Annotated in this window: 11 protein-coding genes and 2 tRNA genes; 2 read left to right on the plus strand and 11 right to left on the minus strand. The window is 64.9% G+C overall.

Features of this window, described 5'->3' with window-relative positions:
• The first annotated feature begins 3 nt into the window (after positions 1-3).
• Both Pcatena_RS07910 and pknB read left to right on the plus strand, forming a co-directional pair.
• Positions 4-2,868: an FtsW/RodA/SpoVE family cell cycle protein gene (locus tag Pcatena_RS07910; RefSeq protein WP_126423194.1), complete on the plus strand. Its 2,865-nt coding sequence runs from the start codon at positions 4-6 to the stop codon at positions 2,866-2,868.
• Positions 2,869-3,051: 183 nt separating this feature from the next.
• Positions 3,052-4,914: a Stk1 family PASTA domain-containing Ser/Thr kinase gene (pknB, locus tag Pcatena_RS07915; protein WP_126423196.1), complete on the plus strand. Its 1,863-nt coding sequence runs from the start codon at positions 3,052-3,054 to the stop codon at positions 4,912-4,914.
• A 258-nt stretch (positions 4,915-5,172) separates the two neighbouring features.
• Here pknB and Pcatena_RS07920 read toward each other — a convergent pair.
• From Pcatena_RS07920 to Pcatena_RS07970, 11 genes are all read right to left on the minus strand, one after another.
• Positions 5,173-5,248: transfer RNA gene (locus tag Pcatena_RS07920), tRNA-Arg, on the minus strand.
• Between the two features lie 57 nt (positions 5,249-5,305).
• Complete coding sequence (secG, locus tag Pcatena_RS07925; RefSeq protein WP_126423198.1) at positions 5,306-5,917, minus strand: preprotein translocase subunit SecG; 612 nt, start codon at positions 5,915-5,917, stop codon at positions 5,306-5,308.
• The gene (locus Pcatena_RS07930) at positions 5,904-6,800 is read right to left on the minus strand and encodes a phosphoribosylaminoimidazolesuccinocarboxamide synthase (protein WP_172596424.1); all 897 of its coding nucleotides are present in this window, start codon (positions 6,798-6,800) and stop codon (positions 5,904-5,906) included. The genes secG and Pcatena_RS07930 overlap by 14 nt, the downstream gene beginning before the upstream one ends.
• Positions 6,801-6,926: 126 nt before the next feature.
• The gene (locus Pcatena_RS07935; protein ID WP_324249952.1) at positions 6,927-8,507 is read right to left on the minus strand and encodes a sensor histidine kinase; all 1,581 of its coding nucleotides are present in this window, start codon (positions 8,505-8,507) and stop codon (positions 6,927-6,929) included.
• A gap of 24 nt (positions 8,508-8,531) precedes the next feature.
• Complete coding sequence (locus tag Pcatena_RS07940; RefSeq protein ID WP_126423202.1) at positions 8,532-9,251, minus strand: response regulator transcription factor; 720 nt, start codon at positions 9,249-9,251, stop codon at positions 8,532-8,534.
• 115 nt (positions 9,252-9,366) lie between these two features.
• Positions 9,367-10,599: a twin-arginine translocation signal domain-containing protein gene (locus Pcatena_RS07945; protein ID WP_126423204.1), complete on the minus strand. Its 1,233-nt coding sequence runs from the start codon at positions 10,597-10,599 to the stop codon at positions 9,367-9,369.
• Positions 10,600-10,609: 10 nt separating this feature from the next.
• Complete coding sequence (locus Pcatena_RS07950; RefSeq protein WP_126423206.1) at positions 10,610-10,876, minus strand: TIGR03905 family TSCPD domain-containing protein; 267 nt, start codon at positions 10,874-10,876, stop codon at positions 10,610-10,612.
• An 80-nt stretch (positions 10,877-10,956) separates the two neighbouring features.
• Positions 10,957-12,303 carry an adenylosuccinate lyase gene (gene purB / locus Pcatena_RS07955; RefSeq protein ID WP_126423208.1) on the minus strand — a complete coding sequence of 449 codons (1,347 nt, stop codon included), beginning with the start codon at positions 12,301-12,303 and terminating at the stop codon, positions 10,957-10,959.
• Between the two features lie 139 nt (positions 12,304-12,442).
• The gene (gene sdaAA / locus Pcatena_RS07960; RefSeq protein ID WP_126423211.1) at positions 12,443-14,068 is read right to left on the minus strand and encodes an L-serine ammonia-lyase, iron-sulfur-dependent, subunit alpha; all 1,626 of its coding nucleotides are present in this window, start codon (positions 14,066-14,068) and stop codon (positions 12,443-12,445) included.
• A 60-nt stretch (positions 14,069-14,128) separates the two neighbouring features.
• Positions 14,129-14,204, minus strand: a tRNA-Lys gene (locus Pcatena_RS07965).
• 72 nt (positions 14,205-14,276) lie between these two features.
• Positions 14,277-15,557 (minus strand): aminopeptidase, encoded by a 1,281-nt coding sequence (locus Pcatena_RS07970; protein WP_126423213.1) that lies wholly within the window; start codon positions 15,555-15,557, stop codon positions 14,277-14,279.
• Positions 15,558-15,661: the final 104 nt, after the last annotated feature.

Genomic DNA, 15,661 nt, shown 5'->3' on the forward strand with positions numbered 1-15,661 from the left:
GACATGGCACACGGAATCGGAGGCTCGAGGAGAACGACCGAGCTGCTCCTCTTGTGCGCGGGAGCCATACCCGTGCTGCTGCTCTACTCCATGTACGTCATGAACACGGGGGCGCAGCTGTCCCTGGAGACGCTTGCCGTGCCCATCGGCCTCATCGTTGCCTTCGTTGCGGCGCACATCGCAGAGCGCATCCTGGCCCCCGGCGCGGACCCGGCGATTCTGCCCATCGTGTTCGTGCTCTCCGGCATAGGAATCACGTTCGTGACCAGGCTTGCGCCGGAAGACGCCATGGGCCAGGTCATCTGGCTGTTCGTCTCCGTGGCGGCCATGGTGGGCGTTCTGGCGTTCGTCCCCAACCTCGACAGGCTCGCGGAGTACAAGTTCACGCTCGGCATCACCGGCGTGGCACTGCTGCTGCTGCCGGCCCTCATCGGCACGGAGATCTACGGCTCCAAGCTCTGGATTCGCATCGGCGGCTTCTCGTTCCAGCCAGGTGAGATCGCCAAGGTCCTCATCGTCTTGTTCCTCGCCGCCTATCTCTCAGAGAACCGTGAGGTACTCGCCGCCTCGTCTCGCAAGGTGGGACCGTTCAAGCTGCCCCGCCTGCGGATGCTCACGCCCATGCTCGTCATGTGGGGCATGTGCCTGCTCGTCGTCATCTTCGAGCGAGACCTCGGCAGCGCCGCGCTGTTCTTCACGATGTTCGTCGTCATGCTCTACGCGGCGACGGGACGCCTGGGCTACGTGTTCGTGAGCCTGGGCCTGCTCGCCGTCGGCGCCTTCGTCTGCTACCAGCTCTTCAATCACGTGCGCGTGCGCTTCCAGATCTGGCTCGACCCGTTCGCGGACCCGTCGAACACGGGCCTGCAAATCGTGCAGTCGCTCTACTCCATCGCAGACGGAGGGCTCTCCGGAGCCGGCATCGGCAAGGGCATGCCCACGCTCATCCCCGTGGTCAAGAGCGACTTCATCTTCTCCGCCATCGCCGAGGAGATGGGCCTGCTGGGCGGCGCCGCCGTGCTGCTGCTGTTCATGCTGCTCGCCGTGCGCGGCCTCACGATGGCGGCGCGCGCCAAGAGCGACATGAGCGCGTTCACGGCCGTCGGCCTCGTGGCGTCCCTCTCGTTCCAGGCGTTCCTCATCGTGGGCGGCGTCACGCGTCTGCTGCCCCTCACGGGCGTCACCCTGCCGTTCATGAGCCAGGGCGGCTCCTCGCTGCTCTCAAGCTTCATCGCCGTGGCACTGCTGCTGCGCGCGGGCGACGAGGGCACGGGCCGCGCCGCCCTGCCGGACGGCAACGGCACGTCCATGTCCGCGCCCGTCGCGGTTCCCGGCGTCACGGGCGCTCAGCCCGTCGTTCAGGGACGGCACGCGAGGGCCAGCTTTGGCCTGGGAACGGAGGAGGGCGGCGTGCTTGGCCGCGTGGCGCTCGGCAACAGGCTCACGCTTCTCGTGACATTCTTTGCGCTGCTGTTCGCCGCGCTCATCGCCAACCTCACCTACATCCAGGTCATCAAGGCAAGCTACTACCAGGAGTTGCCCAACAACAACCACACCATCGCGAGGAGCGCCTACGTGCAGCGCGGTGCCATCCTCACCTCGGACGGCGTGACACTGGCCGAGTCTCTCAAGCAGGCAGACGGCACCTACGTGCGCACCTACCCGCAGGGATCGCTCGCGGCGCACACGGTTGGCTACCTCTCCACCCAGTACGGCGCCACGGGCGTCGAGGCGTCCATGAACGACTCGCTCACCGGCCACGCCGACCACTCCAACTGGGCGAGCACACTCTATGCACTCGCCGGTGTGAGCCAACCCGGCAACTCCGTCGTGCTCACGCTTGACTCGCGCATCCAGCAGGCAGCCGAGGAGGCGCTGCAGGGCCACGTGGGCGCCATCGTCGTGCTCGACCCGAGCACGGGCGCCGTCCTGGCTAAGGCGTCCTCGCCCACCTACTCCTACAACGACATAAGCAACATCCTCCAGAACGGCGACTCGAATGGCGAGCTGCTCGACCGCTCCACCGGAGCCCTCTACACACCGGGCTCCACGTTCAAGGTGGTGACCCTTGCCGCAGCCCTCGACGGCGGCAAGTTCACGCTTGATTCCTCCGTAAGCGCGCCCGCCTCGATGGACATCGGCGGGGCCGCGGTCACGAACATGAACGGCGAGGACTTTGGCGAGACGACGCTCGAGGAGGCGTTCGCCCACTCGGCCAACACGGCCTACGGCCAGGTTGCAACCCAGGTGGGCGCCGAGGACCTCGTGCGCTACGCCCGCGCCTTTGGCTATGGCACCTCGCTTGGCCAGGACTTCTCCTCGGCCGCCTCGCTCATGCCGGACCCGAGCGAGATGACGGAGTGGGAGACGGCCTGGGCAGGCGCCGGCCAGCCCGTGGGCCAGCACGCAAGCCCCGCCGGACCTCAGACGACCGTGATGCAAAACGCTGTCGTGGCCGCGGCTATCGCCAACGGCGGCGTGGTCATGAGTCCCCACGTCGTTGACCACGTGCTCTCCCCCGAGGGCGTCACCGTGAGCACCACGCAGGCCAAGAGCCTGGGGCAGGCCATCAGCTCGAGTACCGCAGACCAGATCAAGCAGGCGATGCTCGAGGTCGTCCAGAGCGGCACCGGCATGGCGGCCCAGGTTCGCGGCGCACGCGTGGCGGGCAAGACGGGCACGGCCGAGGCGGGCGGCCACGTGAACTCCTCGTTCATCGGCTTTGCCCCGTACGACAGCCCCACGCTGGCCATCTCGGTCTACCTCGAGGGCACGGACTCCGACAGCGTGAGCGGCATGGCCGCCCAGCTTGCCGGCCAGGTGCTCTCCAAGTCGCTGAACGCGCAGGCCTCGGGATCGGAGCAGTGATGGAACGTCGGGCTATCGGAGCGGTGTCGCGACGCCAAGGGACCGGCGGTCTTTTGGGCGGCTGCGGAGGCTGTCCCAACACATGCGTCCCCAGACGCAAACTTACGCCCCGGTCGGGCGCGATTGATGAGATGATTAGCAAATGCCGCTCAGGCGAGCGCGGAATCTCGATGGGAGCAGAGCATGGCAGATAGGGTTCTCGGCGGACGCTACACCGTCCAGGACAAGATTGGCATCGGAGGCATGGCCACCGTCTATCGTGGCCTCGACACCGTGCTTGGCCGCACGGTGGCCATCAAGACGATGCTGCCGCAGTACGCGGCCGATCCCTCGTTCGCCGCTCGCTTCAAGCAGGAGGCGCAGGCCGCCGCGGCGCTCCAGAGCCCCTACATCGTGGGCGTCTACGACTGGGGCAAGGACGGCGACACCTACTACATCGTCATGGAGTACCTGCGCGGCACGGACCTCAAGAGTGGCATCGGCAAGCACGGCGCGCTCGACTGCCGCAAGGTTGCCCAGATTGGCTCGCAGATCTGCCAGGCACTCTCCGTGGCACACGGTCACGACATCATCCACCGTGACATCAAGCCGCAGAACATCATGGTGCAGCCTGACGGCAACATCAAGGTGATGGACTTTGGCATCGCCCGTGCCAAGAACAGCCACCTCACGGCCGACAACTCCGTTCTCGGCACGGCGCACTACGTCTCGCCCGAGCAGACGCAGGGCAAGGAGCTTGGCCCCACGAGCGACCTGTACTCCCTCGGCATCGTCATGTACGAGGCGGCCACCGGCCGCGTGCCCTTCGACGGGGACGACGCCATCGCCGTGGCGCTCAAGCAGGTTAACGAACAGCCGGTTCCGCCCAGCCAGGTGAACCCCAATGTCGACGCCACGCTCGAGGGCATCATCCTCAAGTGCATGCGCAAGAACCCCGCCGAGCGCTTCCAGACAGCAGACGAGCTGCGCCGCGTGCTCAACGACTACCTTGCCGGCCGCATCGTGAACCTCGGCGAGGCCACCTCGCTCATCACCGCGACGCCCACCTCGCAGCTCAACCGCACGCCGGGCGGACGCACCCAGGCCATGCCCAGGGCTGCCGTCTCCCCCACCACCACCGGTCGCATCCCCACCACGGGCGCCAGCCATGCCTCAAGCATGCAGGTTCCCGAGAAGAAGCCCATGAGCAAGGGCAAGATTGCCGCCATCGTGATTGGCGTCATCGCGGCAATCGCACTCGTCGCGGGCGGCGCCATGGCCCTCATGGGCGGCAACTCGGCCACCAAGGCCATGCCAAACCTTGAGGGAATGACCAAGGACGAGGCAACGGCCAAGCTCGCCGAGTACGGCGATGGCTTCTTTGTGGTGAGCACGTCCGAGCAGTACGACGACAACATCGAGGAGGGCAAGCTCATCAGCCAGGACCCGGCTCGCAACACCCAGTGCGAGAAGGGCACCCAGGTGAGCCTCGTCTTCTCCAAGGGCAAAAAGCCTGCCGCCACGGTGACGGTTCCGAACCTCAAGGGAATGACGCCCTCGGGGGCGGAGAGCGCACTGGCCGAGCTCAACCTCAAGGGTGCCGTGGGCGACTCCGTTGAGTCCAACGACGTCGAGAACGGCAAGGTGGCCAGCCAGGATCAGGCCGCCGGGAGCGACGCCAAGGAGGGCGACACGATTACGTACCACCTCTCCTCTGGCGTGGGCAAGGCCGATGCCGGCGACCACTCCGGCGAGTCGTTGAGCTCCGCCAAGAGCGAGCTCAACTCGCTGGGCTTCACGAACATCAATGTGACTCACGCCTACAGCAGCAGCGTCTCCAAGGGCTACGTCATCAGCCAGAGCCCCACGGGCAGCCAGTCCAAGGACACCTCCATCACGCTCAGGGTCTCCGACGGGCCCGACCCCGCACAGAGCAGCTCCAACAACTCTGGCAACGGTAACTCCAACAACTCCGGCAACGGCAACTCGAACAACTCCGGAAGCTCGTCTTCCTCCGATACCGAAGACAGCGAGACGGGCAGCGAGGGCTCTAACAGCAGCAACTAGCCCAACCACAGACACCAACCAAAAGGGGCCGTCTCCCACCAGGAGGCGGCCCCACTCTTATGCGACGCGCGCATCTCCGTTCTCTCGTTTGCCGAGCGCTGCAAACGAGTCACTTTTAAGCCTCAGAAGGGGCTCTGACTGACTCGTTTGCAGCGCTCGCGACACAAGGGCCAGACGGCTGCGAGAGACAGGCAGACACGCGAGCCAAAACACAAAAAGCGGGCCAGAGACTCGATGTCCCCGGCCCGCTGTCATATCTGGTGCCCCCGGTGCGATTCGAACGCACGACACCCGCTTTAGGAGAGCGGTGCTCTATCCCCTGAGCTACGAAGGCATATGTCACCGGGCTCGCACCCGGCTCCCACAATGTGGGCAGAAACCTATTCTAGCGCTACTTGGCCGACTTCTTCTCGGCACGCTTGCGCTCGTCCGCCTCGTACAGATCGGCAAGCATGGCGCGACGCTTCTTGGGGCTCAGACTCGTGACCTTGTCCTGCTTCTCGTTGCGGATGGGACGAATCTTCATCCACTCATAGACAAGCGAAGTGATGATGAAGACATAGGCGAGAACGAGCGAGACCACAGAGAGCACGCCGCCCGTCGTCGAGAGGTCGTACATGTTGGAGCCGTCGGGAGCCCCAATGTAGCCGGAGGCAAATGCAGCCACGACAAACACGAGACCAAGCCCGAGGAACACCCACCACATGCGACGACGCGAGGTATAGAGCTCGTCTGCCTTGAGCATGGCGTTCGTGAGGGAGTTGAAGATGTCCTCCTCCTCGCGCTCGGCTCGGCGGACCTCCTTCTTCTCCTCCTTCGTCATGCCAGCGGTGGACGTAGAGCCATCGGGGTTCTTCTTCTTGGCGACAACGCGCACGGAGCTGGCAGCCTCACGGACGGGCTTGGCCTTCGTGGGCGACTTACGCGTTATGCCCGAGGAGGACTTCTTCTCGTCCTCCGTCTGGGGCTGGTTTCGCTTGTTGAACGGGCTACGCTGGGACATTGCTCTCCTTCATTGGCATGAACTTCTCGCCGGTGATGATCTCGTAGGCCTCCTGGTAGCGCTTCGAGGCGCCCTCGACGACCTCGGAGGGCAGGTGAGGCGGCTCGCCCGTCATGTCCCAGTTCGCACGCAACCAGTCTCGGACATACTGCTTGTCAAAGCTTGGCTGCACGTGACCCTCGGAGTAGCCCTCCGCAGGCCAGAAGCGGCTGGAGTCGGGCGTGAGGCACTCATCGATGATGGCAAGCTTGCCGTCGATGAAACCAAACTCGAACTTCGTGTCGGCGATGATGATGCCACGCGTGGCGGCATACTCGGCGGCAGCCTTGTAAATCGCAAGGGACGCGTCGCGAAGCTGGGTGGCCACATCCTCGCCCACGATCTGGGCGCAGCGCTCAAACGAGATGTTCTCGTCGTGGTCGCCGAGGGCGGCCTTCGTCGACGGGGTGAAGATGGGCTCGGGAAGCTTCGAGGCCTCGGTGAGACCCTCGGGAAGCTTGATGCCGCAGACCGTGCCGTTCTCGTCATAGGTCTTCTTGCCCGAGCCAGTGAGGTAACCACGCACGATGCACTCGATGGGCACCGTAGTGGCCTTCTTCACGAGCATGGAGCGACCGAGGAGGTAATCCTTGTACTCGGCGAACTCGGCTGGGTAGTCGGCCGGGTCAAGCGAGATGACGTGGTTGGGCAGGATGTTCTCGAACTTCTTGAACCAGAAGGCCGAGACACGCGTGAGGATCTCGCCCTTGTACGGAATCTCATCCGGAAGGATGAAGTCGTACGCGCTGATGCGGTCGCTCGCAACCATCAGCAGCGAGTCACCGCAGTCGTAGATGTCACGGACCTTACCTTGCGAGTCTGGGCGCTTCCCCATTGCTGCCATACGGCACCGCTTCCCCTCGGTTGAGTTACGCAAAACCGGCAATAACCCGTCTATTGTAGTAGAAAAGCGCTCCTCGCCACAGGACGAGGAGCGCCATCGAGCGCTATGAGAGCGACGTTTGGTGAGCTACTTCTCATCGCCGGGAAGCTGAGGGGTGCGCTCCTGGACGCGCGGGATGTGAAGCGTGAACTTGGTGCCCTTTCCCAGCTCGGACTCGACACCGATGAAGCCGTGATGACGGTCGATGATCTCCTTGGTCACGGCAAGCCCCACGCCAAGTCCGCCGCTCACGCGCTCTCGGCTGGCGTCCGAGCGCCAGAAGCGGCTGAAGACACGGGCGAGGTCCTCCTTGGCGATGCCGATGCCCGTGTCTGCCACGGACACCAGAACGTCACGGCCCTCCTGCGACACGCTCACGACCACATAGCCCTCCTCCGGTGTGTAGCGTAGGGCGTTTGACATGAGGTTGATGAGCGCCTGACGAATCATGTCACGGTCGACCTCGCAGAACAGCTCGCGGCGGTTCGTCTTGACGTCGAGCTTCAGACGCAGGCCGCGGTCGGAGAACAGCTGCTCCTGGGCCTCGACCACGGAGCGAACGAGACGAATCATGTCCGTTTTCTCGGGGTTGAACTTCGTGGTGCCGTTCTCGATGCGCGAGAGCTGCAGCATCGCCGAGACGAGACGAGACAGGCGACGGACCTCGCTGGCCACGGTCTCGAGGTGCTCCTCGTCTGCCGGCAGCACACCGTCCTGCATGGCCTCGACGGTCGCAAGCATGGCCATGAGCGGCGTGCGGAGCTCGTGCGCCACGTCACTTGTGAGACGGTGCTCGAGCTTGAGGTCGCGCTCGAGGGAGGTCGCCATGTCATCGAACGTCTCGCCCAGTTGGCCTATCTCGTCATCGCCTACGATGCCGGTGCGGGCCGTGAGGTCGCCAGAGCGAATTTGGGCGGCCGTGGAGGTGATGGACTTGATGGGCTTCGCAAGCTTGCGCGAGACGACGACGCCCATGACGCACGCAAGGAGCACGGCGACGATGCCCGCATAGACCACGGCATTGTACGAGGTCGAGCGGAAGGCGGCGTCACCCTTTGTGAGCAGGGCATCACTGCCAAAGGCCCACAGGCGCACCGTGCCCACGACGTTGCCGGATGCGTCCACGATCTCATGCGAGACAACTGAGTCTGCGTCTGTGGGAGCCAGCGACACACCCTTGGAGCGCGAGGCCGCGGCGGCATTCGAGGCCTCGCCGGCGGCCTCGTGTTCGGCTCCACGGGACCACGTGTCGTCGTAGACGATGACACCGTCCGCATCGATTACCTGGACGCCAACCTCGCTCGATATGGACGAGGACTGGATGGTCCTGTCAACGTCCTCGTCGGACCAGCCCGTGACCGAGTCATAGGACTCGCTCAGGCCGTCTGCGATGACAGACGCGTAGCGCTCCATGTTGGAGCGCGTGTAGCTCATGAACTGGGCTTCCCAGTTGACACCCAGCACGGCGATGAGAATGATCGCCGTGGTTGCGGCCACGCCGGCGAACATGAGCGTCATCTTGCCGCGGTATGACATATGCCGCGACTTCTGGTTCGAGAGGGTCTTCCACGAGGCCCTCGAGCCATCGGACGTCTTGAGCGCCTCGGGAATGTCATCCTCGGGGCGCTCCTGACGAATCTTCTTGCCTATGACGAACTTGGCGGCCAACAGGTCACTCTCCCTTGACCTCGGCTAGTTCTCTTCCTTCTCGGCAGGCTCGGGGGCGTCGAAGCGATAGCCAACGCCGTGCACCGTGTAGAGCCACGTGGGGTTGCGCGGGTCGTCGCCGAGCTTGGCGCGCAGGTTCTTGACGTGGGAGTCGATCGTGCGCTCGTAGCCCTCGAAATCGTAGCCGAGAACCTTCTCCACGAGCTCCATGCGGCTATAGACTTGGCCAGGATAGCGGGCAAGCGTCACGAGCAGCTTGAACTCGGAGGCCGTGAGGTCAACCTCCTTGCCGCGGACCGTGACCTTGTGCGCGGAGATGTTGATGACGAGGTCTCCGTAGTCGAGCACCTCGAGCGTGGGCTCGCTCTCCGTGCGCGCGCGGCGCAGCAGGGCGCGGACGCGGGCAACGAGCTCGCGCGGCGAGAAGGGCTTCACGAGGTAGTCGTCGGCACCAAGCTCCAGGCCGATGATGCGGTCCTCGACCTGGTCCTTTGCCGTGACCATGATGATGGGCACGTCGGACTGGTCGCGGATGGCGCGGCAGACGCGCTCACCGGAGAGCTTGGGGAGCATGAGGTCGAGCACGACAAGGTCAAAGCCATGCTTCTCGAACTCGTCGACGGCGGCCTGGCCGTCACCGACGGCACGGACCCAATAGCCCTCGCGCTCGAAGTACGCGGCGACGGCCTCGCGAATGGCCTTCTCGTCCTCGACCAGCAGAATCTTCTTAGTGTCCGAAGCCATGACGGCCTCCCTATCAGCTATAGGCCAAGCGCGGACGCTCGGCATTCCTACTCGCAAGTTTACCCCAACGGGCCATTCAGCTAACCACAAGGCTTGCGGGCGGCGGCTCCAAGCCTTAGAGCGACCAGGCGCGCACCTGCACCGAGCTGGGATAGCCCGACTGCTCGTCCTTCACCGTGGCAAACGTAACGAACGTCGAGGTCGTGCCCACGCTTGCCGGGTAGTCGCCAAAGTCGAGCGTTCGGTTGGGCGCGGACAGCGTTGCGTATGTCTGCGCGTTCGTGTCGACGATGACGTGCGAGGCGCGCGTCTTGACGAGGTAGACGCCACCCTTGCCCGCAACGACCGCGGCCGGCTCTCTTGGAAGAACGATGAAAGACCCGTCTCCCGAGCCGATATAGGTGCCCATGTTCCCAAGCAGGCCGCCCGTGCCGTAGTTCGCCTCGATGGAGAAGACAAACTTTCCGTTCATGTAGGTGGCGTACATGGGTGCCACGCTCGCAGGCAAAACAAGCTGGTCAACCTGGGTGGAGAGGTCCGAGTCAAGCGAGTAGGCCGTGATGCCAAAGTAGCGGCCCTCGCTCACGCGCACGCGCGGGGCGAGCGTGACGTTGCCGTCGGACACCGTGGGCGCGCAGGCAAAGCGGCCCTGTGAGCGCACGACCTCGTCGGCCGAGTCGGCGCCGGCCTTCCACAGATAGCATGAGGAGCTCTCCGTTGACTTGGAGCCAGACGTCGAGGGCATGACGAGCCAGATGACGTTCGTAGCCGTGCAGCAGGTCAGCGGCGGGTCATAGTCCGCGTCGCCCTTCCACAGCGTCGTGACCGTCCCGAGGGCGCCATCCGAGAAGGGGGCCGCAAACAGTCGCCACTCGTGGCTCACGATGTCGAGCTCCGTCCAGGCAAACACGGAGTCCGAGCACTGGGCGTCATAGATGACGAAGTTGCCGCCCGTCCTCGGCACGTCGACAAGCAGCGCGTTCGTTCCAGACGAGACCGAGAAGGCGCCCGCGCTCGTCATGGCGGACGGGGTCTCGCTCGGCACGACATAGGGCTTCCAAGCGCCCTCGGACGGGCGCAGCACACAGCCGAGCGGCAGGCTCCAGGAGCCAGCCTCCGCAAGCGTCGCCGTTCCGCGGCCGTCTGCCGCCTGCTCGTACGATCCCTGGATGTCGCCAGAGCCCACGACGTAGGTGGCAGTCCCCGAGTCCACGACGACGGGGTCGGCGGTTGTCTCGGCAGGCTTGCCGCACGAGGACAGCACCGATATGGCGGCGGCCCCGGCGGCCGTCGCCGCCGTTCCGCGCAAAAACGAGCGCCTCGATATGTTGCTTGGCAGGATGGACATGGGAGATGCGCTACGCCTGGGCGGCTTCTCGGGCCTCGGCGAGGCCGCGGGCGAGCTGGTCTGCGCAGGAGGTCTGGCGCGGGCCGCACGTGTTGCCGGCGAGGATGCCAGAGATCTCATCGACGGAGTGACCGGCCACGAGCTTGGAGATGGCCTTGAGGTTGCCGTTGCAGCCACCCTCGAACGAGACCTGCTCGATGGTGTTGCCGTCATCGGACAGGCCGATGTGAATCATCCGGGAGCAGACGCCACGCGGACGGAAGTCAAAGTTGAACATGCTTTCTCCTCCTTGAAACAAGCCGTGCCGAGAAGTATCCCCCGCTTCCCGGCACGGCCATACTCGACCTGTTGGCGCGCCTACTCGAAGCTCAGCTGTTCCAGGCGGTCGAACACGACATCGATGCGCGTGAGGAAGTCCCACGGGTCAAAGATCTCATCGAGCTTCTCGGTGCTCACAGTGCAGCGCGGATCGGCCTCGAGGCGCTCCTTGAACGTGGGGCCAGAGACGCAGTCCTGCACCTCGTGCCACGTGGCCATGGCGTTCTCCTGAACGATCGCGTAGGCGTCCTCGCGCGTGATCCCCGTGTCCACGAGGGCAAGCAGCACCTTGGACGAGAAGATGAGGCCACGCGTCTTGTTGAGGTTGGCCATCATGCGGGCCGGGTAGAGCTGCAGGCCGTCGATGACGCGGATGAGGCACTGGAACATGTGGTCAAGCGCGATGAAGCTGTCTGCCTGCGCCACGCGCTCGGCGGACGAGTGCGAGATGTCGCGCTCGTGCCACAGGGCAACGTTGTCGAAGGCCACCTGGGCGTTCGCCTTCACGACGCGAGACAGGCCACAGACCTTCTCCATCGTGATGGGGTTGCGCTTGTGGGGCATGGCCGAGCTGCCCTTCTGGCCCTTGCGGAACGGCTCCTCGGCCTCGAGGGTGTCGGTCTTCTGGAGGTTGCGGACCTCCGTGGCGATGCGCTCGCACGTGGCGGCCGTCGTTGCGAGGACGCCGGCGAGGTAGGCGTGGTGATCGCGGCTGATGACCTGCGTTGACAGCGGGTCATGGACAAGGCCGAGGTGCTCGCAGACGTACTCCTCGACAAACGGGTCGATGCTGGAGTAGGTGCCCACCGCACCGGAGATGGCGCCAAAGGCAACGTTTTTACGGGCGTCGCGAAGACGGTCGAGGTCGCGCTTGAGCTCCCAGGCCCAAGAGCCGAACTTCATGCCAAACGTCATGGGCTCGGCGTGGATGCCGTGGGTGCGGCCGGCACAGAGGGTCTCGCGCTCCTCGAAGGCGCGGCGCTTGCAGATCTCGCCGAGCTTCTGGACGTCCTCGATGATGAGGTCGCAGGCCTGGGTGAGCTGGTAGCACAGGGCGGTGTCACCGAGGTCCGAGCTCGTCATGCCGTAGTGGACCCAGCGACTGGGCTTGGGGTCGCCGGCCGGCACGTCGGCGTCGATGTAGTCCTTCATGTTCGTAAGGAAGGCGATGACGTCGTGGCGCGTGACCTCCTCGATGGCATCGACCTCGGACTTCTCGAATTTGGCGTGGTCGCGGATCCAGGCGGCGTCTTCCTTCGTGATGCCGATCTTGCCAAGCTCTGCCTGTGCCTCGCAGGCGAGCACCTCGATCTCCTGCCAAATGGCGTACTTGTTCTCAAGCGAGAAGATGTGCCCCATCTCGGGACGGGTGTAGCGATCGATCATGCGGCTCCTCCTGTGATGTCGCGGCTGGCCGGCGTGTCAACATGCATAACGCTCCGATTTTAGCGCGTGTGCGCCTGGTGGCGCTTGGGGACGGGGTCGATCCGTCACCGTAGGGCCCTGGCCCCAGCGGCACCGGGCGCTACCCGCACATGCCGCAGGAGGAGCACCCGGAGTGAAGCTCACGTGCCATGCTCATACCCGAGGCTGTGACGGCGAGACCGCCCTCGCCCGTCTCGCGCAGAGACGGGGGCATGGCGGAGCCAACGCACCGCATGGCCTCGACGGCGTCATCGAAGCTGATCTTTGCCGGGATGCCGGCAAGGGCCATCTCGGCACAGGTGACGGCAACCATCGCACCCGTGGCGTTGCGGTTCACGCAGGGAACCTCGACGAGGCCGGCAACCGGGTCGCACACGAGACCAAGCAGTGCCTGGATCGCCATGGAGGCGGCGTCAGAGGACGCCTGGGCGCTCCCGCCGAGAAGCTCGACCATCGCCGCGGCGGCCATCGCGGCCGCGGAGCCTGTCTCGGCCTGGCATCCTCCCTCGGCACCGGCCAGCGTGGCATTCCTCTGTATGAGCATGCCAATGCCGCCGGCGGTAACGAGCCCGCGCACGCAGGCATCCCGCGAGCAGCCAAGCTCGTCGCGAAGCGTGAGGATGACGGCCGGGATGATGCCACATGAACCGGCCGTGGGGGCGGCCACGATGCGACCCATGGAGGCGTTGAGCTCCGAGACAGCAAGCGCGCGATATGCCACGTTGCCAACGAGGCCACCAGTTGCGCACCCACCCTCGCGGACGGCATCGCGCATCCGCCGCGCGTCCCCGCCCGTGAAGCCGCTCGTGGAACGCAGGCCCTCGGCGCATCCCCGCTCAACGGCCTCAGACATCACCTCGAGTCGCTCACCCATCTGCTCGAGAATGGCCTGAGCCGAGTCATCACCAACCTCGGCCTGCTGGGCGAGAATCACCGAAGACAGCGGCCTGGCGCTTCTCTCGGCCTCATCCACGAACGAGGAGAGAGCCGCGGCGGAGACATGAGCGTCGATGCCGCTCAGATCAGGAACCTCGACGGGAGCGCACCCCTTGTCCCTCTCATCCCCAACGGGAGCAAGCGACGTGCAAGAGACAACGTCCCTCAGGCGGCGAATGCGCTTCTCGGCACGTTCGTCAACGTCCCCCTCGACTTCGATGGTCATGACGGCAACCCCTCCGCGGGCCTCGCGCGAGAGGCTGAAGTCGCAGATGTTGGCACCGCAGTCAGCCAGAACGTCGGTCACGGCAGCGATGAGGCCGGGAGCGTCGCGATGCTTCACCACAAAGGCGCGCCGTGTCCCGCTGATCCTAACGGCCATGCCGTCTATGGAGGTGACGAGCACCTGCCCGCCGCCGACGGAGCAACCGCGCACATCGACCTCGGCATTGTCCCGGCCGCGAAGCCTCATGCGCACCGAATTCGGATGCCCAGCATCCTCCGAGCTCGTCTCGAAGATGATGGGCATGCCCTGCTCGCGCGCAAGCTCCAAGGAGTCGCGCAGGCGTGGGTCGTCCGGCCTCATGCCAAGGATTCCGGCAGCGATGGCCCTGTCGGTGCCATGCCCGCGATAGGTCTTTGCGAATGACCCATAGAGCGTGATCGACGCCTCCCGAGGCTCCGAGCCAAGAAGGGCACGCGCAATGCTGCCCAGCCGCGCGGCACCGGCCGTGTGCGAGCTCGAGGGCCCAACCATGACCGGGCCGATGATGTCGAGAATTCCGACCATTGCCTGCCCCTCTCAGACGAGAAAGGCGGCCACCCATGCGGATGGCCGCCTCGAGTGCGGTGGTGCGCCGTCAGGGTCTCGAACCCTGGACCTTGGGATTAAAAGTCCCCTGCTCTGCCAACTGAGCTAACGGCGCGATGTTACTGGCGCCACGCGTGCGCACCCGCTCAATTCTAGCGGATGATTGCCGCCCGCGAGCGGCGCGCGGCTATTCCCAGCTCCACTGGCCATGGACGAAGACGGGCACCTCCGTGCCGTCGGCCATGATGCCCGTGACGTCCAGGTCATCGGCACCGATCATGAAGTCGACGTGCTGGGCGCTCTCGTTGACGCCATGCGCAAGCAACGTCTCCTTGTCCATGTCGAGGCCGCCCTCGTAGCACTCGGGGAACCCCATGCCCAGCGCCAGGTGGCAGCTTGCGTTCTCGTCATAGAGCGTGTTGTAGAACAACAGGCCGCTCTGGCGAATGGGTGTGTTCTTCGAGATGAGCGCGCACTCGCCGAGGTGGCGAGCGCCCTCGTCGGTCTCAAGGATGTTGCGCAGGACGTCCAGACCACGCTCCGCACCGTAGTCAACGACCTCGCCGTTCTCAAAGCGCAGCCAGAAGTCGCGAATCACCGAGCCGTTATGGACGAGGGGCAGTGCCGAGTGGACTACTCCCTCCACGCGATTGCGGTCAGGCGAGGTGAAGACCTCCTCGGTGGGCATGTTGGGAAAGTAGGTGACGCCCGCCTTCGTCGTGGACGAGCCACCCTCCCAAAGGTGGCGCGGCGTCATTCCCACCACGAGGTTGGTGCCATTGGAGGACGTGTAGCGCAGCGCGTCAAAGTGGCTGTCGTTCAGCTTGCGCTTGTTCTTCTTGAGGGTTGCGTTGTGCGTCTCCCACTCGCTCTCCGGGTCATCGCCGGTCACGCGGGCCGTGTCGAGAATGGCAACCCAGAGGCGGTAGATTGCCTCGGCGTCCGAGTAGTCCGGGAAGACCTTGCGGGCCCAGGCAAGGACGGGCGCGCCGGCGATGCACCAGGCATTCACGCCAAAGTCCAGGCCACGGCGATAGTCCGCACACTGACGATGCGAGGCAACGGCGCGGGCCGCCGGCTTTGCCGGATCGATGCCGAGAAGGGCGTCGGGGTCCTCGCCGTCGATCCACAGGAAGGCGGCGCCCACGCGCGCGAGCGAGTTCATCTGCTCGGCCTTCCAAGCAGGCAGCTCCTGGAATCGCTCGACGGGGCAGTTGTCATACTCGAGGCGGCTGATCTCGTCATCGCCCCAGATGAGCGTCACGTGACCGGCGCCCGCCTTGTACGCCTCCTCCACGACGATCCTCACGAACGGGGCCGACTCGACAGGAGCCGTCACCACGAGCTCCTGTCCCGACTGAATGGCGACGCCGCGCCGCACGAGCAGCTCGGCATACTGGCGAAGTCTGGGGGTAAGGCGGCTCATGGCAAGTTCGCACTCGGAGTCGCTCATGGGAATGTGACTCATGGGATTTCCTTCCCTGAACGGGAGACAAGCTCCCGGGTTTGATGGTCTCGCGCCGCATCACGGCATGGGCTTGTTACCCACCAGAGGGCCTTGGTAGTCGCGCG

It is taken from the genome of Parolsenella catena (assembly GCF_003966955.1).
In the GTDB taxonomy this organism is placed as follows: Bacteria; Actinomycetota; Coriobacteriia; order Coriobacteriales; family Atopobiaceae; genus Parolsenella; species Parolsenella catena.